The following is a 24,839-nucleotide window of genomic DNA, read 5'->3' as shown; positions in this document are numbered from 1 at the left end:
CAACGAATTGAACAATGAAAAGCAATATACCTTATCTAAGCATGCTGGGAGCCGCACTCCTCATGAGCGCAGGGTCCTGCACCGAGCTGGAAGAGACCAACTACACCAACGTGGTTGCCGACGGCTTCCAACCGACCGACGAGGATGCCGCTTCACTGCTGGCGTCCGCCTACGTCTCCTGGAGAAAGACTTTCCTGCAATGGAATGGAGTAGCGAGGGCGCAAATGCTCTCGACCGACGAGGACGTTATCCCTGCCCGGCCCAACGGATGGGTCGACGGCGGTGTCTATAAACGCATGCACCAGCACAAGTGGACCAGTGAAGACGATATCCCGTTGCAGTCGTGGGTACGTACTTATGACGGAATCAACGCCTGCAACCGCGTGCTCTATCAGATCGAGTCAGGACAAGTACGGCTCGGCGAGCGCGAGACAGCCATCATCTCAGAGCTGAAAGTCCTACGCGCCTCATACTACTATGTCCTCGACGACCTTTTCGGCAACGTACCCATCATCACGAAGTTCGATGTGCCTGAAGGCTTCCTGCCCGACCAAAGCAGCCGCAAAGAAGTCTACGAGTTCATTGTCAAAGAGCTCACTGAGAATATCCCCAACCTCTCGGAGGCAACCAACAGTGAGTACTACGGACGCTTCAACAAGTGGGCGGCATACACCCTGCTCGCCAAGATGTATCTCAACTCCGAGGTCTTCTCAGACGGTGCACACCGAGACTACGACAAATGTATCGAAGCCTGTGACCGTGTCATCAACTGCGGCAAGTATGAACTGGAGAGTACACGCAAGAATGTCTTCGCCACCCACAACGAGAACTCCAAAGAAATCATCTTCGCACTGCCCTTTGACGAGACGTATGTCACTGACTGGAACGCCTTCGATTTCCATCTCTACAGCCTCCAGCCGGAGAACCAGGCCACGTATAACTTCAAGCAGACTCCCTGGGGAGGTGTCTGCGTACTGCCCCAATACATCGACACCTTCGACCCGGATGACAAACGGCTCGCCGATGACTTCATTGCCGGCCCACAATACGACGCCGCCGGCAACCCGCTGAAGTGCACGATGGGCAATCTCGTAGGAAAGCCGCTCGTGTATGTCAACAAGGTGACCAGCATCGACGCATCAGAGGAGAACCAAGGACTGCGTTGGGGAAAGTTCGAGTATGCACAAGGCATCACCAATCGGCTGAGCAATGACTTCCCGTTACTGCGCTATGCCGACGTCTGCCTGATGAAAGCAGAGGCACTGCTCCGCACCGGACATACAGACGAGGCTGCCGAGCTAGTCACTTTGGTGCGTGAACGTAACTTCCGTTCGCATCCGGAGAAAGCCGTGGTCACGGGTAGCCAGCTGACAGGCAACAGCTGCTATGACTACGGGCGGCGCGACAACATCGCCGCCACACACGACAATGCCGTCATCCAGTATGGCAGAATGCTCGACGAACTGGGTTGGGAATTCTCACAGGAAGGACGCCGCCGGCAAGACATGGTCCGCTTCGGGGTCTTCACCACACGGGCATGGTTCTCACACGATGCAAGTGACGCAACGAAGAATCTCTACCCCATCCCGAACAAACAGATTCTGACCAACGGCAAGCTGAAACAGAACCCTGGCTATTAACTCATCCGGCGTGCCGCTCCCGCAGTAACAGGAACGGCACGCCTTCCTACTTAAAACTTACACACCCATGAAACTCCGAAACATCTGTTTTCTGCTGGCGTGGCTTTGTGCCGTACTTCCGCTGCAAGCCCGTACGGACAAGGCTATCACCCGCCAGGTAGGCGATGTGAACATCGTCCTTCAATTCTACACTCCCTCCATCGTGAGGGTTGTCAAATATCCGGCTGCAGACCGCCAGCCCGACAAGCAGAGCTACTCCGTGATTCTGAAGCCCGACGCAGGTAAGGTCACGTCCGCTGAAGACAACGGGCGACTGACACTATCAACACACGACTTACAGGTACAACTCGACTTGAGCACCGGCATCGTCGGCTTCTATACCGCTTCGGGCAACCTGCTCATGCAGGAGAAAGCCTGCTCCTTTACCAAACGGCACGGTGACAACGACGAAGGGAAGTACCGGCTCAGCCAGACGTGGCAAGTCGCTCCCGACGAACTGCTCTACGGACTGGGGCAGCTGCGCGACACCTGCATGGTGCAACGCGGACGGCACATCGACATCTGGAACCACAACACCTACATCTCTATCCCCTACATCACCAGTGAGAAGGGATGGGGGCTCTACTGGGACAACCCCGGCAAGAGCTACTATGATGACAATGCCGAAGGCACCACCTTCACCTCCGAAGTAGGGCTGTGCAGCGACTACTATTTTATCTACCGCGACGGCACACAGGATGGTGTCATCGCCTCCATCCGCGAGCTCACGGGACAGGCAACCTTGTTTCCTCTATGGACCATGGGGTACTGGCAGTGCCGCGAACGCTACAAGACAAGCGACGAACTGGCAGAGGTACTGGACAACTACCGCCGGCTGCAAATTCCCCTCGACGGTATCGTTCAGGACTGGCAATACTGGGGATGCGACTCCAACTGGAACGCCATGCGCTTCATGAACCCGTACTATATTAACAAGGTGGGTGACCCGGCGTGGGACAAGTACCTGCCCAACGACATGCGTACGCTCACGCCCAAGCAGCCACGACTCAAATCGCCCGGTGAAATGGTCAACTACGTACACAGCAACCACGCCCACCTCATGATTACCATCTGGCCGGACTTCGGACCGTGGACGGAGCCTTATGCCGAACTGAAGGAAATCGGCGCTCTACTCCCCTTCGACACATGGCCGCGCAACGCCGGCGTCCTCGTAGCGGACGTCTTCAACCCGAAAGCACGGGACATCTACTGGAAACACCTCACCAATCTCTATCGCATGGGCTTCGATGCCTGGTGGACCGACTCCACCGAACCGGACCACTTCGAGAAGCCCGGCGACGACGACTACATGACACACGACGGCACATGGCGCAGCGTGAAAAATGCCTTCTCGCTGGTGCACAACCGGGGCATCTATGAGCACCAACGCGCCATGAAGGGAAACACGAAACGCTCCGTGCAGATGACACGCAGCGGCGCCTTCGGGCTGCAGCACTACGGGACCTTCTCCTGGAGCGGAGACATCCTCGCCTCGTGGCAGGAGATGAAGCAGCAGGTGCCCTCCGGGCTGAACTATTCGCTTTGCGGCATTCCCTTCTGGAATACGGACCTGGGCGGCTTCTTCTACTGGGAGTTCGAACAGGACCCGAAGAATCCTGCCTTGCAGGAGTTGCAGACGCGATGGATAGAGTGGGGAACCTTCATGCCCCTGATGCGCAACCATTGCTCGTCACCCATGGTCAGTGAACTCTATCTCTTCGGAAAGGAGGGAGACTGGGCATACGACGCCATGAAGAAATTCATCCGCCTGCGCTATCGCCTGCTGCCCTACATCTACAGCAACGCAGGAGCTGCCGTGCAACACAGCAACACCCTTATGCGTGCCCTTGTCATGGACTATGCACACGACCGCAAGGCAGCCACCCGCAACGATGAATATCTGTTCGGACGCAACCTCCTCGTCAAACCGGTCACGGACCCGATGTATACCTGGAAGGACGACAACAAGCGCGGACACCTCATCTACCCGGATGTCAAACAGGCAGCAGCTCCCGTCGAAGTCTATCTGCCGGAAGGGAACGACTGGTATGACTTCTGGACCAACGAACGGCTGAATGGCGGACAGACCCTCCGGCGTCCGTGCCCCATCGACATCATGCCGGTGTATGTCAAGGCGGGAAGCATCCTGCCGTGGGGACCGGACGTGCAGTATGCGTCGGAGAAACCTTGGGATGACCTGGAGATACGCGTCTACCCGGGAGCTGACGGCACTTTCACCCTCTACGAGGATGAGGGCGACAACTATAACTATGAGAAGGGAGCCTTCACCGAGATCACCTTCAACTGGAAGGACGCAACCAGAGAACTCACCATCGGCACACGGCAGGGAGCCTTCAAGGGCATGCTGAAGCACCGCCGCTTCCACATTGTCGTGATGGGAGAGAACGGCACGACCCGGCAAGTCGACTATGACGGCACCCTCCTGCGCCTCTCCCTCTAACCCCAATCTTATCATACAAGAAAGCCGCCCCACTCCCCCGTCAGGGGAAGCCGGGACGGCTTTTCTTATCAATTTAAAGAGAGGATATGAACGGTCCGTTATTTCGCTACGGCCTCGCCGACTACCTCGAACTCGTCGATGAGCAGTGTGCTGCCGCCTGCCCCCTTGAAGAGGTCGCCTTCCTTGCTGGATGAGCAGACGATGGCGAGCTTGTACTTCTTGGCAGGGTCATAGGTCTTGCCTTCGAGCCAGGTGAAGGGGATATCGAACGATGTCCAGGCTGCCTTTGCCGTACCGTCAGACAGAGCAGCTACTGCGACGCGCTTGTCAGAGTTGTTGATGTCGTGACCTGTCAACGTGAAGTCATCGGTCTCAGCTTCGTAGAGCACTGCCTGGATGGCGCACTCGTCGGTCTGGTCCACGGTGACGATGTTCTCCACGTCCGTGCCGTCTATGAATTTCTCACCCGGCGTGTACTTGTAGTAGCCCTTGAAGCGCAACGGCTTCTTGTCATAGGCGATGCCGAAGCGTGTACTGCTCAACTTGTCGGTTGTAGCCACCGACATGTCAAACCAGCCCGTGAACACCGAACCGGATGTGATGGCGGGCACCAGCGAGTTTGCCTGCGCACTTGTATCCATCGTCACCAGGCGGGCAGCGGCTGCACCTGCTACCTTGTCGTCGGTCGACTTGTAGATAGGCATGTCGGTAACCCCGAAGAGCTTCAGCATGCCTGCGCCTTCGGCACTGGAGGCCAACTCATTCGTCGGTTTCGGCTTGTCGTATGCGTTGCTGATGAAGCTTCCTGCCACGCTTTCCCACTCGTCGAAGGAATACTTCAGCGATGCCATACGGGCGGGAGCCTTCACAACGTAGGTTGCCACGGTGCCGTTCTCCGCAACCACGGTGTAGGTCACGTCTTTGGAGAAGTCGGTGCCGTCGGCCTTGTAGGTTGCGCCGGCCGAAACCTCCACGGTGGCTTGCAGCGACTTCAGCTGCTCGTCGGTTGTAGACTCACTGACGCCGAACGTGATGGTATTGTCGTCGTTGATGACCGGCTGCTGTGCCACGAACGAAGGATTTCCGGTGAAGGAGAATGCCGTCATCTTTGCCTCGCCACTCTCGTCGCCCGTCAGGCGTTCGCCGGTATAGGTCACATTGATGGGAGTCTGCATCCACAGGATGGTGAGCTTCGCTGTCACGGCACCCTTGTCCACCGTACCTTCGGTCTCCACGGTGCAGTCGCCCACACCGCTACCCAAGGTCAGTCCCTGGTTGCCGGTGAAGGTGTACACGCCCTTGTCGTCAAGTGTCACCGTCAGGCTGTCGAGCTGGATGTCGCCCAAAGGCATTCCCTGGAAGGAGAAGTCAGTCAGGAGCAAATCAACGGCGTTGCCCTTGTTCTTCGTCACGGTGATGTTCTTCGGCTCGTCGACCACCAGGCTGTTTCCCAGCATCTCCACGTTCAGCAAGCCTTTGTAGGTTCCGGCTACCTGCTCCTCGATGGGATAGGTCAAGCCCGGCACTTTCACCACATATTGCGTGGTCGTCTGACCGTCCTCTGAAACGACCTTGTAGGTCACTTCCTTCGAGAAGTCAGAACCGGAAGCCGTATAGGTGGCACCGGAGGAAACAACCACTGTCGGCACCAGCGTAGCCAGCTGTGCCTCGGTAGCCTGTTCGCTCACCGTGTACGTAATCGAGTTGTCACTGCCGATGACCGGTTGGGAGGTCACAATGGAGTTGGCAGCTACAGAGGGGTCAAAGGAGAAGCTGATCATCGCAGCCTCACTGCCCAGGATGGGATCGTCGTCGTCGCTACATGCCGTGAACGTAAAAACCGCACACAGCATCAGGAGCATGGTCTTGAAAAAATCTTTCTTCATCGTCTTCGTTGTTTAATATTATATTCTTACCTTGCAGACCGTTTCGCACAGTCCGGAAAATCGCTGCAAAGTTCTTATAATTTTGCACGTACGCAAAGCCACATTATTCCGATTCTGTGTCCCATTCTTAAGATTACGACCCATGACCAACCACGAACTCCCCAAATTCGACCTCCCCATCGACTTTATCGTCACCGACGAAATACCCGTCGCACTGCTCCAGAACTACGCCCGCTTCCCGTGCAAGATAAAGGCGTGCCTCTTCATCCTGTGCACCCGGGGCGAGGTCCGCGCCACCGTGAACCTGACCCACCTGACCATCCGCACGGGGTCCTTTATCACCCTGCTGCCGGGCAGCTTCATCCAGGTCGAGTCCATCAGCAGCGACATCCATCTCTACGTGGTCGGCTTCTCGTCGGAGTTCATGGCACGGTCGAACTACCTCAAGCTGGTCGTCGACGACTTCCACTCCATCCTCCAGCACCCCGCGCTCAGCTTGCCTCCGCGCATCACACGGCTCTACGAGCAGGCCTACCGTCTGCTGATGCGCACTGCCGCCATCGGCCGCATCGAGAACGACCGCGAGGTGCTCACCCCGCTGCTCTCGCTGTCGCTGCAGACCTGCCTGCGCCTGTACCACCACTATGTGCCACGCTGGGACGGGGAGCTGACGCGCGACCAGGAGATTTGTCGCGAGTTCGTCGTCCTGCTGCTGCACCACTACGCCCGGGAGCACACCGTCGCCTTCTACGCCTCGGCGTGCGGAGTGACCCTCCCGCACTTCTGTTCCGCCATCAAGCGTGCCTCGGGACGCACCGCCCTCTCGCTCATCAACAACTTCCTGATCATGAACGCCAAGGAACTGCTCTCCACGAGCCGCAAGCCGGTCAAGGAGATTGCCTTCGAGCTGGGCTTCGTCAACCCCTCCCACTTCAACCGCTTCTTCCGCGAACACACCGGCATGACGCCGCAGACGTACCGGAACTCCTGAGGACGGACGCGGCGTCCGCCCATGAAAAATGGACAACCGGCAAGCCACCCCTGCCGGCTACCGTCCGTGTGGGGAAACCGGCTGCTGCCGACCCCCGGCACACGACGACGTGCCGGCGTGAGAATGCCTTGTCAGTTGTCCATTCGTATCCGTCTGGGACGTCCGCCCCTGCTTACATCCGTTCGGGGACCTCGATGCCCAGCAGTCCCATGCCCAGGCGGACAATCTTGCCCACGTTCTCGGACAGGGCGAGGCGGAAGAGCTTCAGGTTCTCGTTCTCCTCGCGCAGGATGCTGAAGTCGTGGTAGAACTGGTTGTACTCCTTCACCAGGTCATAGCAGTAGTTGGCTATGATTGAGGGGTTGTAGTCGGTCCCTGCCTGGCGCACCACGCCGGCAAAGTCCGCCAGGAGCTGTATCAGCCCTTCCTCCTTCTCGCTCAGCTCCACGTTCTCCGGCAGACGGGCGGGGACGGTCAGTCCTGCCTCCGCGGCCTTGCGCAGGATGGAGCGGATGCGCGCGTACGTATATTGTATGAAGGGACCCGTGTTGCCGTTGAAGTCGATGGACTCCTTCGGGTTGAAGGTCATGTTCTTTCGTGCGTCCACCTTGAGGATGAAGTACTTCAGCGCACCCAACCCGACGATGCGGGCGGTGTCGTCGGCCTCTTCACGCGACACCCCGTCGAGCTTGCCCAGCTCGGTGGACGTCTCGCGGGCGGTGGCTATCATCTCTGCCATCAGGTCGTCGGCGTCGACCACCGTACCCTCGCGGCTCTTCATCTTGCCCTCGGGCAGCTCGACCATGCCGTAGGAGAAGTGCACGAGGCCCTTGCCCCACTCGAAGCCCAGCTTGTCGAGCAGGATGGACAGCACCTGGAAGTGGTAGTTCTGCTCGTTGCCCACGACGTAAATCATCTTGTCGATGGGATAGTCGCGGAAGCGCAGCTTCGCCGTGCCGATGTCCTGGGTCATGTAGACCGACGTCCCGTCGGCACGCAGCAGCAGCTTCTGGTCCAGCCCTTCGGGCGTCAGGTCCGCCCACACGGAGCCGTCCTCCTTGCGGTAGAAGAGCCCCTTCTCCAGCCCTTCGAGCACCTTCTCCTTGCCCTCCAGGTAGGTCTCCGACTCGTAGTATATCTTGTCAAAGCCGACGCCCATCATGCGGTACGTCTCGTCGAAGCCGGCGTACACCCAGCTGTTCATGCGCTTCCACAGGGCGCGCACCTCCGGGTCTCCGGCCTCCCACTTCACGAGCATCTCGCGTGCCTCCTTCATCAGAGGGGATGCCGCCTCGGCTTCCTCCTTGGTCATGCCCTTCTCCATCAGCTCAGCCACTTCCGCCTTGTAGTGCTTGTCGAACGCCACGTAGTAGTCGCCCACGAGGTGGTCGCCTTTCTTACCGGACGACTCGGGCGTCTCGCCGTTGCCGTACTTCAGCCAGGCAAGCATCGACTTGCAGATGTGTATGCCGCGGTCGTTGACGATGTTGGTCTTTACCACCCGGTTGCCATTGGCGGCGAGGATGTTCGCCAGCGCATTGCCCAGCAGGTTGTTGCGGACGTGCCCCAGGTGAAGGGGTTTGTTGGTGTTCGGCGACGAGTACTCGATCATGACCAGCGGCGAGCGGTCGGTCGCGTCCGTCAGTCCGTAACGGGCGTCCGCGTGGATGCCGTCGAGCAGCTCGACCCAGCATGCCGACGCCACGGTCAGGTTCAGGAAGCCCTTGATGACGTTGAATGCCGCCACGGCAGGCTCGTGCTCCTTCAGGTACGCGCCAATCTCCTGTGCCGTCGCTTCGGGCGCCTTGCGAGAAATCTTCAGGAAGGGGAACACTACGAGGGTGAGATGCCCCTCAAACTCTTTCTTTGTCTTCTGCAGCTGCACCTGCGCAGGGGACACTTCCTGCCCGTAGAGTGCATGGATGGCCTCGATGACCGAAGCCCCTATTTTGTCTTCAATCTTCATAACGTATTGAATGCTTAGTTGCTTAGTTACTTCCTTATCGGCGGCAAAGATAGGAAGAAAAAACAATACCACAAGGCGGCGAATGTAGGGGCGACCTTTATCAATTGACAATTGACAAGGAACAATTGACAATTGCCCTTCGGCGTATGCCTGAATCCATCAGGCGGTGAATGTAGGGGCGACATAACACAATTGACAATGGACAATGGACAATGGACAATTGCCGTGCGGCGTGGGGGATGTGTCTACAAGGCGATAATTGTCCACTGTCAATTATCAATTGTCAATTGTCAATTGAAAGTCCGGTTTTAACATCACATTTTCCCGATTTGCCGTTTTCAGGTAACGCACATTTTCGCAAAATCGTCCCAATTAGAAAAACACGCGTTAAATATTTTAAGATACATCCCTCAGAACGCATTGAAATAAACCATTATTCACATAATTACACCGTTTCTAACGTAGAAAAAGCATCCTTCGCCCTCCTTTTCACGGTCGAAAGCACCTATGACTGGCTTCGTACGGACGAACGACTACCGTCGTACCGACGTGTCCGCACCGTCGTAGTCGTTCGTCCGTACGAAAACACCCACCTGTCCCCATTTTTTAGAGCCCGAAGGGGCACGATTCCCGATGTGTGATTTTGCATCCTTCCGTGTGAAAAGACCGACGGAAGGGAACGGACAGACAGGAAAATGGAACAGGAAGAAAGGGAACCGACGGAAACCCCGTCAATGTGTATTTCGCGAATCGCGCGAGAAAGGCCTTCCCGGTCACCAATCCGTATTTTGGTGCAACCGCGGGCATTCTCAGGCGGTTCATTTGACATTTTGACAAATTGATACAACCGCTTTCCAATTGTCAATTGACAATTGACAATGGACAATTATTCCGTTGGTGGACCGTTCCCACATCGCAGGGCAATTGTCAATTGTCAATTATCAATTGTCAATTAAATCGTTGTCAATTATAAAATAATATCATGTAAATTTGCCGCCGCATAAACACTCAAACCCTTTGAACGATGAAACTCTAGACGTGTAGAACGATGACGAAGAATGACAAAGAATTTGAATACCTGTTCAAGAGCAACTACACCCGACTCTACTACTACGCACTGACGTTTGTCGACGACACCGAGGTCTGTAAGGACATCGTGAGCGACGTGTTCGAGACGCTGTGGCACGACTATGACTCCGTGCGCCCCGACGGACGGATGGCGTACCTCTATGCCTGCGTCAAGAACCGGTGCGTGGACCACCTGCGCCGTAGGTCGGTGAAGCAACGCTACGTCCTGTTCTATGCCACCGACGTCCGGGAGGGACTGCTCGGGACGGACCGCGAGCTGGAGGAACGGCTGCAACGGGTCGACAGGGTCATCAGCGAGATGCCGCCACAACGGCGCTTCGTCCTGGAACAGTGCTTCTTCCACAAGAAGTCCTACCGGGAGGTGGCTGCCATCCTGGGCATCACCACGGACGGCGTCAAACGGCACATCACCACGGCGCTGAGAAACCTGAGAGACGAATTTATGTTAAAGTGAGTACCTGAACCGGAGGCTCACACGTATAGGATTGTAAAGAACCTGACAATGGAAACAAACGACAAACATAGCGACGAGTGGCTCGACTGGCTGGAGGACGCGGACACAGCCGGCGACGTCGGCAGACCTGCTGACGAGAAGGAGCTGGAACGCCTGCGCCAGGCGGTGCACGACTGCAACGGGGTCTTCGCACGGAGGCTGCACGCGGCGCCCGACACTGACCGCGCGTGGGAGGACTTCCGCCGACGGACGGATGGACGGCACCGGCGGCGGCGCAACGGATTCCTCGTGTGGGGCGGATGGACGGGCATGGCGGCATGCCTCGCCGTGCTGCTCTGGGTGTTCTTCACCCGTCCGCAGACCGACGGGCAGGCGGTGCTGATGTTCACTGCCGTGCACGACGAGCGGGGCGTGACCCTGTCGGCAGACAACGGGACGGTCTGGGAGCTGGACAAGCCGCAGGCGGCTGAGGCGCTGGAGGAACAGGGCATACGGACGGACGGGCGCGTGGCGGACTACCGGGAGGTGGAACGTGTGGAGATGCAGACCCTGACCGTCCCCCGCGGCAAGGACTTCCACCTCGTGCTGGCGGACGGCACGGAAGTGTGGGTGAACGCCGAGAGCTGCCTGCACTACCCCTCGCGGTTCACGGGCGGCGAACGGCGCGTCCGGGTGGAGGGGGAAGCCTACTTCCGCGTGGCGCGCGACGAACGTCACCCCTTCGTGGTCGAAACGACGCAGTTCAGCACGCGCGTGCTGGGCACGGAGTTCAACCTCCAGGCTTACACCGACGCGCCCTCACACGTGACCCTCGTCCGGGGCAGCGTGGTGGTGCAGGACCCGGACGGACGGGAGGAAGTGAACCTGCAGCCGGGGCAGGAGTTCACGCTGAAGCCGGACGGCTCGTCGGAGCTGCATAACGTCGACCCCTATGCACGCACGCAGTGGAAGGAGGGCTACTTCTACTTCGACCACGCGTCGCTGGAGGAGATACTCCGCGGACTGGGACGGTGGTACAACGTGGACATCGAGGTGAATGCCGACCCGGAGCTGCTCGACTTCCACCTGCACTACGTCGCCGACCGCAGGGGCACGCTGGAGGAGGCGTTGAAGCGCCTCAACGGACTGCAACGCCTGACAGCGGTCCTGGAGGGGAACCGCATCGTGCTCCGCTGACGACTCAGGGCTGCAGCGGACGGCGCCCTGCCTTCCGGTACCAGAGGCAGAACCACAGGGTGGCGCCGATGACGGAGAGGATGGCGACGACGCCCGTGGCACTGACGGGGATGCCGAAGCCCTCGGGCGCGATGCAGATGTAGGTCGTGCAGACCGCCGTCATGAAGAGGGCGGGGAAGAACGTGACAAGGAAGGCAGGCTTCCGCCGCTCGCGCACCAGGTAGACGGTCACCGCCCAGAGCGTGAAGATGGACAGGGTCTGGTTCGCCCAGGCAAAGTAGCGCCAGATGATGTTGAAGCCCTCGGCGTCGCGCAGGCTGTAGATGAGCAGCCCCACCGCCAGGGTGAACATGGGGATGCAGATGTAGAGGCGGCGTCGGATGGTGCGTTGCTCTATGCCGAGGAAGTCCGCCACGATGAGCCGCGCCGAGCGGAAGGCAGTGTCGCCGCTGGTGATGGGGGCGGCAATGACGCCGATGACCGCCAGCACGGCGCCCACGGTGCCAAGCCAGTCCTTCGTCAGGGCATCGACGATGACGGCGGCGTTGGTCTCTCCCATCCCATGGTCCTGGAAGAAGCAGGTGGCTGCCGCCGCCCAGATGAGGGCGACGATGCCCTCGGCTATCATCGCACCGTAGAAGACGGGGCGCCCGTGGCGTTCGCTGGTCATGCAGCGTGCCATGAGGGGACTCTGCGTGGCGTGGAACCCGCTGATGGCTCCGCAGGCGATGCTGACGAACATGATGGGGAAGATGGGCAGCGTGTCGGCGTCGGGGTGGGTGTTCTCCAGCCCGTGCCAGAGCTCGGGCAACGCAGGGTGATGGACGTAGAGCATCACGAGGATGCTGACAGCCATGAAGAGCAGTGCGACGGCAAAGAGCGGATAAATCTTGCCGATAATCTTGTCGATGGGGAGCATCGTGGCGAGGATATAGTACAGGAAGACAACGACAATCCAGAAGGTCGTGTCGAGCGCGTCGGGCGTCAGCTTGGCGAGCAGGCCCGCGGGACCGGCGACGAAGACGGCTCCCACGAGAATCATCAGGATGATGGAGAAGACGCGCATGACCTGTTCGGTCGTCCGACCCAGGTAGCGCCCGATGATGTCGGGCAGGCTTTCCCCGCCGTGACGGAGCGAGAGCATGCCGGAGAGGTAGTCGTGCACGGCGCCGGCGAAGATGCTTCCGAGGACAATCCAGAGGAAGGATGCGGTGCCGAACTTGGCGCCCATGATGGCGCCGAAGATGGGTCCGAGGCCCGCAATGTTCAAGAACTGAATCATGAAAATCTTCCACGTCGGCAACGCGATGAAGTCCACGCCGTCGGCTTTGGTCAGGGCGGGTGTCGGGCGGTCGTCGGGACCGAAGAGGCGCTCCATGAGGCGGCCGTAGAGGAAGTAGCCGGCGATGAGTGCCAGCAGGCAAAGTGTAAAGCTCAGCATAGTGTGTCTTTCTTTTTATTCGTATACAGGTTCATCTCTCTAATAGTCTGACGCCGGAGAGGCGGTACAGGTTCCGGATTGTCATTCCGGCGCAAATGTAGGTGTTTTTTTGTTTCAGCGGAAGGGCTGACGGACATTCTTTCGGGCCTGCCGGGGCACAAACTTCAATTTTCTTTCAAATTTCTTCACTTTTGCAGTACCCATTTCCCAGGTGTGTACGTATAGAGGTTAAACAGCGCGAATATTTATTAACTTAACACGAATCATGCATGGAACAGCTACTTAAGCAACAACTGCATCAGAGAGTAAAATGGTGCCTGATGGTGGTGCTCGCGCTTTGCGTCAGCCTTCCCACCTCGGCACAGGGCACCTTGAAGGAGCGGCTCTCCTTCGAGTGTACGAATGAAAGCCTGGCATCGGCTTTCCGGAAACTGGAACAGGCGTCCGGCTACAAAATCCTGTTCACCTATGAGGACGTGCAGTCCTACCGTGCCACGGTGTCGGTGAAAGACAGTCCCGTGAGCGACATCATGGACGCACTCATCGCAGGGCATCCGCTGACCTACCGCCTGGAGGGGAGCTACATCACCGTGGTGCCTGCCCGACAGACGGGGAGCACCGGCGCCGCACGGTCTGCCACGGGAAAGGTGAGCGACGTCGGGGGGAACCCCATCCCGGGTGTGTCGGTGGTCTCGGACGACGGAAGCCTGAAGGGCATCACCAGCGCCGACGGAACGTTCGCCATCAACCTCCCCGCGGGGAAGGACGTGCGGTCGTTCGCCTTCTCGTTCATCGGTATGAAGAGCAAGACGGTCGCCTTCAAGGGACGTCCGCTGAGCGTCACCCTGGAGGAGGATGCGCAGACGGTGGACGAGGTGGTCGTCACGGGTATCTTCGAACGTAAGAAGGAGGGCTTCACCGGCTCTGCCAACCGCATGACGGGCGACGAGATACGCAACCTCTCGTCGGGCAACATACTCAACGCCATCACGATGCTTGACCCGGGCTTCCGCATGGGGGACAACATGCTCTCGGGCTCCAATCCTAGCTCCGTGCCCGACTTCACCATGCGCGGACAGTCGAGCATGGGCGACTATTCGACCGACGAGACGGTCATCATGCGTGGCGACATCGACACGCGCCCGAACCAGCCGCTGTTCGTGCTCGACGGCATTATCGACGTCGGTGTGACGAAAATCATGGACCTCGACCCGGCACAGATTGAGAGCGTGACGCTCCTGAAGGACGCCGCCGCCATGGCCATCTACGGTTCACAGGCGTCCAACGGTGTCGTGGTTGTCGAGACGAAGGCACCCGAGGCGGGACGCTTGCGCGTGACCTACAACGGCAACTACAAGGTGGAGTATCCCGACCTGACAGACTACCACCTGCTCAATGCCGCCGAGAAGCTGGAGCTGGAACGGCGCGCGGGCTACTATGACGAGAGCGGGACCATCACCAACGTGGAGAACCGCTACGACGTGTACCGGCGCAAGTACCTGGAGGTGCAGCGTGGCGTGGACACCTACTGGCTCTCCCAGCCGCTGGAGACCGTCTTCGCACACCGCCACGGCATCAACCTGGAAGGCGGAACGCAGGAGCTGCGCTACAAGATATACGCCGGACTGAACGACGCCCCGGGCATCATGCGCGGCACGGGCGTGAACGGCAAGAGCGTCAGTGTCGACATCCGCTACCGCTACAAGGGGCTGCTCATCAGCAACATCGCCTACGTGGACTATACCACCTCGGACCGGACGTCGCCCTACGGCACCTTCGACCAGTACGCGCGCCTGAACCCCTACTACCGCATTCGCGACGAGCACGGGCAAATCCAGCAATACCTGGAACAGGCAGTCTATGACGAGAGTGGCATCAACTCCGCCGGCATGACCGTGGGGAACCCCATGTACAACACGCTCTACAACTCCATCGACCGCAACGTGGCATTCGAGGTGCGCGACGCCTTCCGTGCCGAGTACTCGCCCCTGCAGAACCTGCGCCTCGCCATGGACCTCACGGTGACGAAGACCACGTCGGACACCGACATCTTCAAGTCCGCCAACCACACCGACTTCATCGAGGTGACCGACCTGGAGGAGCGCGGCTCCTATCGCTGGACGAACGCCACGTCGCTCGACTGGGACCTCGCCTTCACAGCCAGCTATAACAAGGTATGGCAGAACAGGCACGTACTCGCCACCTTCTTCCGCTACAACATCAAGGAGACCAAGGACCACAGCGCCGGCGCCTATGCCACCGGCTTCCCCAACGACAACATGGACGAGGTGTTCCTCGGTGCGAAGGTGCAGCAGAACGAAGGCAGTGAGAACACCACCCGCTCCTTCGGCGGCGTGGCGACGCTGAGCTACACCTATGACCAGAAGTACGCCGTCGACGTGAACGGGCGTATGGACGCCTCTTCGGAGTTTGGACGGAACAACCGCTACGCCCCGTTCTGGTCGGCAGGTCTCCGCTGGAACGCCGACAAGGAGAGCTGGATACACCGCCTGGGCTTCGTCGACGAACTGGTGCTGCGCGCCACCTACGGTGTGACGGGCGAACAGGGCTTCCAGGCTTACCAGGCACTGCAGATGTACAACTACTCCAACTCCATGCGCATCTACCAGAGCTCCGACGTGGTGGGTACGCTGCTCTACGGCATGGGCAACCCGGACCTGAAGTGGCAGACGACCGATTCGTGGAACGTGGGTCTGGACTTCACCCTCTTCAACAACCGGCTGAGCGGACGCTTCGAGTACTACTACAAGCTGACGGAGAACACCGTGCTCGACTATTCGCTCGCACCCTCCATCGGCTTCAACACCATCAAGGACAACGTGGGCAACATCTCGAACGAAGGTTACGAGTTTACCCTGCGCTGGATGCCCTACTACAACGTGGCACAGCAGATGAACCTGAGCTTCGTGGTCAACGGAAGCCACAACAAGAACACCATCAAGAAGATTTCCAACGCCCTTCGTGCCCGCAACGAGGAGCAGATGCAGGAGGACCCCGACAACCCCAACAAGCTGTCGCGCCCCCTGCCGCGCTACGAGGAGGGCTACTCGCAGTCCATGATATGGGCGGTCCGCTCTCTGGGCATAGACCCGATTACCGGACGCGAAATCTTCCTGACACGCGATGGCGAGCGCACCAGCGAGTGGAACGCCGCCGACCAGGTCCCCGTGGGTGACACCGAACCGGACCTGCAGGGCACCATGAGCCTCAACTTCAACTGGAAGGGGCTCAGCGTGAACGTCGCCGCACAGTACCGCTACGGCGGACAGTACTACAACAAGACCCTCGTGGACAAGGTGGAGAACGCCGACCTGCGCTACAATGTCGACCGCCGCGCCTACACCGACCGCTGGCAGAACGTGGGCGACCTTGCCGTCTTCAAGGCAGTGACGCAGGACGTCAACGGCTCGCAGACGAAGGCAAGCACCCGCTTCCTCATGGACCAGAACGAGCTGGTGCTCAACACCATCAACATACAGTACCGCTTCGAGCAGCGCTACACTCCGTGGATTAAGCGACTCGGCTTGAGCAGTGCCAGCGTGGGACTCTACATGGAGGACCTCTTCCACTGGTCGACCATCCGGCAGGAGCGGGGCATCGAGTACCCGATGTCGCGCCAAATATCCATGTCACTCAACTTAACCTTCTAACACAACGTGCAAACAATGAGAAAACTATACTACCTCGCAGCCTGCCTGCTGGCGCTCTGCACCTCATGCAGCGACTGGCTGGACGTCAAGCCTAAGACGAACGTGGAGGAAGAGGACCTCTTCAAGAACGAACAGGGTTTCAAGGAAGCCCTCACGGGAATCTACATCAAGATGAGCGAGACACAACTCTACGGACGGGAACTGACCTACGGCTTCCTCTCGCAACTCGCACAGAACTATCTCTCGGACGGTAACGAACTGGCGGACTACTACGAGGACACGTGGTACACCTACCCGTCGACGCGTACGGAGACCTACATCAACGACTTCTGGACGGAGGGCTACAACACCATCGCCAACATCAACAACCTGCTGGCGAACATTGAGAGCAGGGGCGACGTCATCGTCACCGACGGCTATCACGACCTCATCAAGGGCGAAGCGCTCGGACTGCGCTCATTCATCTACTTCGACCTGCTGCGCATGTACGGGCCCATCTACCGCGACAACGCCTCGTCGCCCTCGCTCCCCTACCGCACGCAGTTCGACCGCAACGTCGCCAAGCTGTTGCCGGCAACGGAGGTCATCGACAGCATCATCGACTGCCTGCATGAGGCGGAGGCCCTGCTGGAGAACGACCCGATGAACATCTCCTTCCCCACACACGGCGAGGACACCAGCATCGACCCCTTCCTCAACTACCGCTTCAACCGCATGAACAAGTATGCCGTCAAGGGAGAGCTCGCCCGCGCCTACCTGTGGAAAGGCGACAAGACCAATGCCGCCCGCTACGCACGGGAGGTCATCGACGCGCAGAAGCCCGAGGGAGGGGACATGTTCACCCTGATATCCGATAACACACAGGACAAGATATGCTCCACCGAGCTGATGTTCGCCATCAACATGGACTCCAACACCTTTGCCGACCGCATCGAGAGCGAGTTCGCCATCACCATGTGGAACTACTACATCATCACTGACGTCAATTTCCTGTACGACATCTTCGACGTCGAGACCGACGGACAGAACGACATGCGCATGAAGGAGGGCATGGGCTTCAGCATCAACGCCAACGGCGCCTACACGCTGAAGTACAATCAGAACCAGCTCTTCTCCTTTGCCCTGGAGAACAACATCCCCCTCATCCGCCTGCCGGAGATGTACTACATCCTTGCCGAGTGCACGGACGACCTCGGCGAGGCGACCAGCCTCATCTCCACCGTGCGCACCATGCGCGGCGTCGACGCCCTGGAGACCTTCCGCAACGACACCGAGCGCATGCAGGCCATCGAGAAGGAGTACCGCAAGGAGTTCTATGCCGAGGGACAGCTCTGGTTCTTCTACAAGCGGCTGGGCTACAACACCTTCCTCGGCTGCCCCATTGCCAACATGACCGAGGGGCACTACCGTTTCCCGCTGCCCGACGACGAGATAGCCCTGGGCAACATCTACTAACCACCATACGCTAACGATTATGAAGAAGCTCACATACATCCTGCTCCTCTGCCTGACGGCGCTCCTGCCCGCCTGCAACGAGGAGGAAATCGCGCCCTACAGCGACGCCCTGGGCATCAACTTCCTCGCCTGGGACAGCTACGGACAACCGGTAGACAACTACCAGAACCTGACCACGAAGGTCAACTTCTACAACTACTATGCTGCCAAGGGGATGGCATTCACCGACACCACGACGAAGGTCTGCGTGCAGCTCGAAGGCATCATCCCCGACCACCCGGTCAACGTACGCCTGCGGGTCGTCGAGGCTGAGGGATACCCCCTCGCCGATGTCGTCCTGCCCGGAGACTCCGCCATCGCCGCGGGCGAATACCGGCGCACCATCACCTTGGGTATCCGCAAGCCCGAAGTGGCGGACACCGAGTACCGCGCCATCCTCACCTTCGACTATGAGAACTCCGACGTCGTGCCCGGCACGAAGGAACGTCAGCAGTACACCCTCATCCTCACCGACGAGACGGACTGGGAGTCCATGTACGTCGATAACGCAGACGAGTGGAACAGCTACTACGCCGCCACACTGGGCACGTTCGGACCCGTCAAGGCGCGCTTCATCCTCGTCGCCATGGGCGAGGCAGGCTACAGCGCCGACAACGTCAAGACCATCTACAACCTCACACAGATGATGCCGTCCTACGGCTTCGGACGTTACATGAGCATCCTCACCTCCGCCCTCGACGAGTGGAACAGCACACACGACACACCCCTCGCCGAAGCCGACGGCACACCGGTATCATTCCCTAACAACTAACGCCTATGAAGACCATCAGATATGCACTCTGCATCGCCGCCGCGACCCTCTGCGCGGGATGCTATGAAGACGAAGGCAACTACACCTACGACGACACGCTCGAAGACATCAGCGTCAGCCTCGACGAGGCTTTCAACGTCCGCATGGACAAGGAGGCGTTCACCTACACCATCACGCCCGACATCACCACGCCCGACGGCGACAAGTCGTACCTCGAATACGCCTGGACGCAAGGCTCCGCACCCATGTCGCTCCCGCAGGACACCATCTCCCGCGAGGAGGCGCTCACCGTGACCATCGACCCCGAGTCGGAGGACTTCAGCTACAACTACTACTTCCGCCTCTACGTGAAGGACAACCGACGGGGCATCACCGTCATGCGACCGACGGAACTGGTCATCTTCAAGCCCTTCACCGACTCCTGGATCGTGCTCCACGAGACCGACGGACACGCCGAACTGGGCTCGGTCGAGTATGCCAACGGGGAAATCTTCATCACCCCGGACGCCTACACCCAGGAGAGCGGAGCCTCCTTCACCGGACGGCCCGTCCGCCTCTACTCGCGCCAGTACAACACACAGAAGTACACCTGGCTCTATGAAGCGCCCTCGCAGCTCTACGTCCAGACGACCGACCTGTCGGAGTCGGGGCTGCTCAACCAGGTCGACGGGCTCAGCCTCATGGCGGACTGGAGCAGCCTCCTGCCTGAACACCTGCTGGGACTGGTCGACTTCGACCACATGCAGTGCTCCGCCTCGCAGAACGGCATGACCATGTGCAGCAACGGACACGTGTTCCGTGCCAACAACAACTCGCCCGTCATGTTCGAGATGCTGCCCTCCGTCAGCCTCTCGGGGGACTACTACATCGAGCAGGTGGCAGGCGGACCGCACACCGCCATCGCCTTCGACAAGCTCGGGCACCGCTTCGTCCACTGCAACCTCCAGACGGGAGACTCGTGGTCGGGCTATGCGCCCAGCGCGGACATGTATGGCGGGGAAATCGTGCCCATAACCTACCGCAGCGGACTGGACGTGGCAGACCCGAACGCCATCGACCCGCAGGAGGAGATTCTCAAGTTCGTCGGCGGGTACCACTACGAGGTCAGCGGCATCGCCCCCTGGCAGAAGTACTCCACCTACGCATGGACCGTGTCGCCCGACGGGCAGTCGCACATCTACGTCATGCGCTACTACTCGCTGACGCACTCTGACGTGGCGACCGTCTCCGGACGCTATGACTTCCCCACCCCCGAAGGCGTGGACCACCAGACACCCATGGCATCGGGACCGACGTACAGCAACCTGCTCTTCTACGCCGTGGGCAACAAGGTCTACCGGCTCGACTTCACCTCGGGCAACAGCACGGTCATCTACCAGCACGAGGACGCGTCGGCTGAAATATCCGCCCTGCTGATGGCACACAACTCCGTGTTCCAGAACGACGCCGACACCAACGGAGCGGACACCTACGGACACCCCTTCAGCCGTACCCTCGGCGTGGCTGTCAACACCGGCGACGGACAGGGCCAGCTCATCGTCCTGCAGCTCAACACGGCGGGCAATGTGGACAGCGACCACACCTACCCCTCGACGCAGGTACACACGGGCTTCGGTCCCATCACCGACATCGCGTTCATCTGACCACTGTCCGCGGGGACATGCCGGGGCACACGCGACACGCCTGTCCCGCATGCCCTCCGGACGCATCCATCACAAGACTCAACCACCCAAAGACATACGTATGAAACACCTCATCCACACACTCGCGGCAGCCGCCCTCCTGGCGTCCGCCTGCCAGCCGGCACCTGCACCGACCACCGTACACCTGCAGGGACAACTCGTCGACATGGGCACGACCGACGTGCCGATGCGCTATGACGGGGCGGCATCCCTCGTCGGTGACAGCCGGGACATCATCCTGCACACCGACGCGGAAGGACGGTTCGACACGGTCCTTACCCTGACTGCGCCGACGTACTACAGCATCAGCCGCAACACGCTCTACCTCACACCCGGCGACGACCTGACCCTACGCATCACGCAGGACAACCGGCAGGCGGAGTTCACGGGGCAGGGAGCGTCCGTGAACACGTACATGAAGGGACGGCTCTTCCCCAAGGGCGGCTCCTTCCTGGAGGGAGGCTCGAACCTGCGCCCCGACTTCGCCCGGACGAAAGCCCTCGTCGACAGCCTGGCTGCCGTCCGCCGTACCCAGCTCGACACACTGACGGGAGCCACCGACGCCTTCAAGCGGCTCGAAGGGGCACGCATCACAGCCGATGTCGCCAACAGCTTCCTGTCCTATCCTTCCTATGCCGCCATGCGCGGCTACCTGCAGATGACGCCGGAGAGCCTGGACTCCGTCTATGCCACGCTCAAGCCCGACCTCGTCCCGCTGCTCCGCACACTGACTGACGACGAACTGCTCGACGTGGCAGTCGTCCGCGATGTCCTCGGCAGCCTCGCTACGCCCTACACTCCCGCCCTTGAAGCCATCGCCGGCGAGGTGACGCTCAGCCCCCGTGCCCGGGAGCTCTATGCCGCCGCCGGACAGGTGAACCGGCTGCGGCACCGGGTCGACGAAGCGCAGTTGCAGGCTGCACGAGCCTTTGCCGACAGCCTCACCCACACGGACTTCGCCGACGAGCTGCGCGCCAAGCTCGACCAGGCAGCGCGCCTGCTGAAGGGGCAGCCCGCCATCGACTTCTCCTTCACCGACACCGAGGGCAAGGCACACCGCCTGTCCGACTTTCGCGGGAAGGTGCTCTACCTGGACTTCTGGGCGACGTGGTGCGGACCGTGCATCCAGGAGTCGCCCCACTTCGAGAAGCTCGCCACCCGGTTCAAGGATGCCGACGTGGTGTTCATCCCCATCTCGACCGACACCGGAAGGGAGGTGTGGCTGTCCTACCTGAAGGCGCATGACAAACAGCTGCCGCAGTACAACAGCACCGACGAGGCGCTCCGCACGGGCTGGAGCATCCACTACATCCCGCGCTTCGTGCTCATCGACCGCGACTTCAACATCGCCGACGCCTACGCCCCGCGTCCTTCGCAACCTGAAGCGGAAGAGGCTCTGCAAGGCCTGTTGGGCAATTGACAATTGACAATTGAAAATTGACAATTATCGCCTGATGGGTGCATACACACGCCGAAAGGCAATTATCAATTGTCGCCTGATGGGTGCATACACACGCCGGACGGAGACGGTTCCGTCCGTACAACCGGACGAAGGGGGTATATACAAACAGAGGAGACAGCATGGACGAACCATGAAGCTGTCTCCTCTTCATTAAAATGTTTTTGTGTATGATATATCAGTCCCTTCCGCCGTCCGTCCGGAGGAAAGTCCGCCGGGGGATGCGTGCGGGAGCTGGAAGGTTTAGGTCCTTACTTGATGTACTCTTCCCACTTCGTCAGGCGCATGTCTCCCGTGCGGAGGAAGGTGTCGTGCATGGCGAAGGCTGCGCTCAGGCTGTGGCTCGTGTGGCCCTTCGCACTGCCCTTCACATAGTCCCACAGCATCTCGCGGTACGACGGGTGGGCACAGTGCTCGATGATGAGCTCTGCACGCTCCATCGGGCTCTTGCCACGCAGGTCCGCCACACCCTGCTCCGTCACGATGATGCTCACGGAGTGCTCGCTGTGGTCGTGGTGAGAAACCATCGGGACGATGGCGCTGATTTTGCCTTCCTTCGCCACCGACGGGCAGGTAAAGATGCTCAGGTAGGCGCTGCGGGTGAAGTCGCCCGAACCGCCGATGCCGTTCATCATCTTCGTTCCGCAGACATGCGTCGAGTTGACGTTGCCGTAGAGGTCCACTTCCAGCGCGGTGTTGATGGTGATCAGACCCAGACGGCGCACGACCTCCGGGTTGTTGGAGATTTCCGAGGGGCGGAGCACCAGCTTGTCACGGAAGAAGTCGATGTTCCCGTAGATGTCGTTCAGGCACTCGTTGGTGACACTGAGCGAGCACGTACTGCCGAACTTCACGCGTCCCTGCTTGATGAGCCCGACGACGGAGTCCTGCAACACCTCGGTGTACATTTGGAAAGCGGGGATGTCGGGGTTGCGTCCCAGCGCGCCGAGGACGGCGTTGGCGATGTTGCCCACACCGCTCTGCAACGGCAGGAAGGTGTCGGGGATGCGTCCGGCACGCATGTCGGCAGCCAGGAAGTCGGCTACGTTCTGCCCGATGCGGTCGGTCACCGGGTCGGGGGCGGTGAAGGCACGTGCCTCGTCCGGCTTGTTCACCTCGACGATGCCCACGATTTTCGCCGGGTCCACCTGCACGTAGGGCACACCGATGCGGTCGCTCGGCTTGTAAATCTCGATGGCGCGGCGGCAGGGCGGGTCTTGCGGCTCATAGACGTCGTGCATGCCGATCATGTTCTTGCTGTGTGCGGCATTCAGTTCGACGATGATGCGGTCGGCGAGGCGGGCCACGGTGGGTGCGATGCCGACGGCTGCGGTGAGGTAGATTTTCCCGTCAGGTGTCACGTCGCACGCCTCGATGATGGCAGTGTCGACATGTCCCAGGAAGTTGTAGCGTACGCGTTGCGCCATCTGCGAGAGATGGAGGTCGTTGTAGGCTATTTCGCCGTTGTTCACCGCCTTGCGGAAGTCGGGGTTCGTCGTGTAGGGGGCGCGGAAGCGTATCGCCTTGGCACGCGAGAGCACTCCGTCGCACGAGTCGCCCGTGGAGGCGCCGGTGAGGATATTGATTTTAAACGGACGTCCGGCAGCGTGTTCCGCTTCGGCGATTTTTGCAATCTCGGGGGTGACGGCTTTCGGCGTACCGGCAGGTGTGAACCCGCTCAGTCCGATGGTGTCGCCGTCTTTGACAAGGGCGGCAGCCTCAGCTGCCGAGATGATGTGGTATCCCATACGCGTCAAAGGTGTTTTTTGGTTGGTTATGATTTACAGTTTATCAGTCGAAATGTCTGGGGAAGTCTCTCTCTCGGGAAGGGGTCGGTGCTCCGTGTGGAGCATACCGCGGGGAAAGTGGCGGGGAAGCATGTCCGTCGTCCGGGGCGGGTGGAAAGGCGTGGGGGACGAGCCGGCAAGAAAACAGGGTTGATGATAGATGCTTGCTTTGGTTTCACAGTCTGCTTGTCGATTCATCCCCTTAGTCCCCTCTTATACCTTTATATATAAGATTAATATTTCCGATTAAAAATCTCCGAGTAGATGAACGCCCGCCTGGCTTCTTCGGGTGAGCCGAGCCGTATGTCGTTGCCCGGCGTCCGCTTCTGCGGGTGTGGGACCTGCCTGCGTCCGTGTGGCGGACCTGATGCCGCGGCTTCCGCTTCGGCAGGTTGTATCAGGGGTGGCGGCGGGCTTTTCTTCCCGGTCTTCACCCGCGGACGGCTGACGGGTGGTGCCTCGTCCGCCTCCCATCGCTCCTCTTCATGCCGGGGGACAGAGACCTCCGGTTGCGCCACCGGCTTGGCAGGATTGCGCCGCCGTTCCTTGGCAAGCTCCTTGCGGACGTTACGTACGACCGCAAAGCCTATGATGGCGAAGATGACGATAATTTGGATGAATTCCATGGTTCAACTCTCCTTAGATTACTGTTGGATGTCCAAAGATAGGTATTGTTTTTGGGAAACAAAAGGAATACTGCACATTTTCTTCGAAAAGATGCAGGAAACGGTCCAACCATGCCTCAATTGACAATGGACAATTGACAATGGACAATTGCCCTTCGGCGTGGGCATGAATCCACGAGGCGGCGAATGTAGGGGCGACATAACA

Annotated in this window: 16 protein-coding genes; 10 read left to right on the top strand and 6 right to left on the bottom strand. The window is 59.5% G+C overall.

Going from position 1 to position 24,839, the window contains the following annotated elements; translation table 11 throughout:
- Positions 1–14: 14 nt before the first annotated feature.
- Together M3087_RS12460 and M3087_RS12455 are read left to right on the top strand one after the other, a co-directional pair.
- Positions 15–1,640 carry a RagB/SusD family nutrient uptake outer membrane protein gene (locus M3087_RS12460; protein ID WP_249096226.1) on the top strand — a complete coding sequence of 542 codons (1,626 nt, stop codon included), beginning with the start codon at positions 15–17 and terminating at the stop codon, positions 1,638–1,640.
- Positions 1,641–1,707: 67 nt separating this feature from the next.
- Positions 1,708–4,140, top strand: a complete 2,433-nt coding sequence (locus M3087_RS12455; RefSeq protein WP_249096223.1) for a TIM-barrel domain-containing protein — start codon at positions 1,708–1,710, stop codon at positions 4,138–4,140.
- A 98-nt stretch (positions 4,141–4,238) separates the two neighbouring features.
- Here M3087_RS12455 and M3087_RS12450 read toward each other — a convergent pair whose 3' ends face one another.
- Positions 4,239–6,026, bottom strand: coding sequence for a PCMD domain-containing protein (locus M3087_RS12450; protein WP_249096221.1), 1,788 nt, complete (start codon positions 6,024–6,026; stop codon positions 4,239–4,241).
- A 142-nt stretch (positions 6,027–6,168) separates the two neighbouring features.
- Here M3087_RS12450 and M3087_RS12445 point away from each other — a divergent pair, with 142 nt between their 5' ends.
- On the top strand, positions 6,169–7,017 hold the full coding sequence (locus M3087_RS12445; protein WP_249096219.1) for a helix-turn-helix transcriptional regulator: 849 nt from the start codon (positions 6,169–6,171) through the stop codon (positions 7,015–7,017).
- A 172-nt stretch (positions 7,018–7,189) separates the two neighbouring features.
- On the opposite strand, the gene argS is transcribed toward M3087_RS12445, so the two are convergent.
- Complete coding sequence (gene argS, locus M3087_RS12440) at positions 7,190–8,983, bottom strand: arginine--tRNA ligase (protein WP_249096215.1); 1,794 nt, start codon at positions 8,981–8,983, stop codon at positions 7,190–7,192.
- A 1,048-nt stretch (positions 8,984–10,031) separates the two neighbouring features.
- Between argS and M3087_RS12435 the strand changes: the two genes are divergently transcribed.
- The gene (locus M3087_RS12435; RefSeq protein WP_249096214.1) at positions 10,032–10,526 is read left to right on the top strand and encodes a sigma-70 family RNA polymerase sigma factor; all 495 of its coding nucleotides are present in this window, start codon (positions 10,032–10,034) and stop codon (positions 10,524–10,526) included.
- A 48-nt stretch (positions 10,527–10,574) separates the two neighbouring features.
- The gene (locus M3087_RS14345) at positions 10,575–11,702 is read left to right on the top strand and encodes a FecR family protein (protein ID WP_262918983.1); all 1,128 of its coding nucleotides are present in this window, start codon (positions 10,575–10,577) and stop codon (positions 11,700–11,702) included.
- A gap of 4 nt (positions 11,703–11,706) precedes the next feature.
- Here M3087_RS14345 and M3087_RS12420 read toward each other — a convergent pair whose 3' ends face one another.
- Positions 11,707–13,143 (bottom strand): carbon starvation protein A, encoded by a 1,437-nt coding sequence (locus M3087_RS12420; RefSeq protein ID WP_249096213.1) that lies wholly within the window; start codon positions 13,141–13,143, stop codon positions 11,707–11,709.
- A gap of 269 nt (positions 13,144–13,412) precedes the next feature.
- Here M3087_RS12420 and M3087_RS12415 point away from each other — a divergent pair, with 269 nt between their 5' ends.
- The 5 genes from M3087_RS12415 to M3087_RS12395 all read left to right on the top strand — a co-directional run bounded on the left by M3087_RS12415 (position 13,413) and on the right by M3087_RS12395 (position 22,182).
- A complete protein-coding gene (locus tag M3087_RS12415) occupies positions 13,413–16,814 on the top strand; it encodes a SusC/RagA family TonB-linked outer membrane protein (protein ID WP_106484103.1) in 3,402 nt (1,133 codons plus the stop codon).
- 15 nt (positions 16,815–16,829) lie between these two features.
- A complete protein-coding gene (locus tag M3087_RS12410; RefSeq protein ID WP_249096212.1) occupies positions 16,830–18,269 on the top strand; it encodes a RagB/SusD family nutrient uptake outer membrane protein in 1,440 nt (479 codons plus the stop codon).
- A 19-nt stretch (positions 18,270–18,288) separates the two neighbouring features.
- Positions 18,289–19,080, top strand: coding sequence for a hypothetical protein (locus M3087_RS12405; RefSeq protein WP_249096210.1), 792 nt, complete (start codon positions 18,289–18,291; stop codon positions 19,078–19,080).
- Positions 19,081–19,085: 5 nt separating this feature from the next.
- Positions 19,086–20,723 (top strand): PKD-like family lipoprotein, encoded by a 1,638-nt coding sequence (locus tag M3087_RS12400; RefSeq protein ID WP_249096209.1) that lies wholly within the window; start codon positions 19,086–19,088, stop codon positions 20,721–20,723.
- 100 nt (positions 20,724–20,823) lie between these two features.
- Positions 20,824–22,182 carry a TlpA family protein disulfide reductase gene (locus M3087_RS12395; RefSeq protein WP_249096206.1) on the top strand — a complete coding sequence of 453 codons (1,359 nt, stop codon included), beginning with the start codon at positions 20,824–20,826 and terminating at the stop codon, positions 22,180–22,182.
- A 290-nt stretch (positions 22,183–22,472) separates the two neighbouring features.
- Here M3087_RS12395 and M3087_RS12390 read toward each other — a convergent pair whose 3' ends face one another.
- The 3 genes from M3087_RS12390 to M3087_RS12380 form a co-directional block, all read right to left on the bottom strand.
- Positions 22,473–23,969 (bottom strand): acetyl-CoA hydrolase/transferase family protein, encoded by a 1,497-nt coding sequence (locus M3087_RS12390; protein WP_249096205.1) that lies wholly within the window; start codon positions 23,967–23,969, stop codon positions 22,473–22,475.
- A 272-nt stretch (positions 23,970–24,241) separates the two neighbouring features.
- Positions 24,242–24,634 carry a hypothetical protein gene (locus M3087_RS12385; RefSeq protein WP_249096203.1) on the bottom strand — a complete coding sequence of 131 codons (393 nt, stop codon included), beginning with the start codon at positions 24,632–24,634 and terminating at the stop codon, positions 24,242–24,244.
- A gap of 13 nt (positions 24,635–24,647) precedes the next feature.
- Positions 24,648–24,839, bottom strand: a 192-nt coding sequence (locus M3087_RS12380; protein WP_249096193.1) for a hypothetical protein, incomplete at its 5' end; no start/stop codon positions are given.

The sequence above is a fragment of the Mediterranea sp. ET5 genome (assembly GCF_023337025.1).
Lineage (GTDB): Bacteria > Bacteroidota > Bacteroidia > Bacteroidales > Bacteroidaceae > Phocaeicola_A.
Note: the sequence above shows the minus strand (reverse complement) of the source record. Positions and strands in the feature narration are given on the sequence as shown.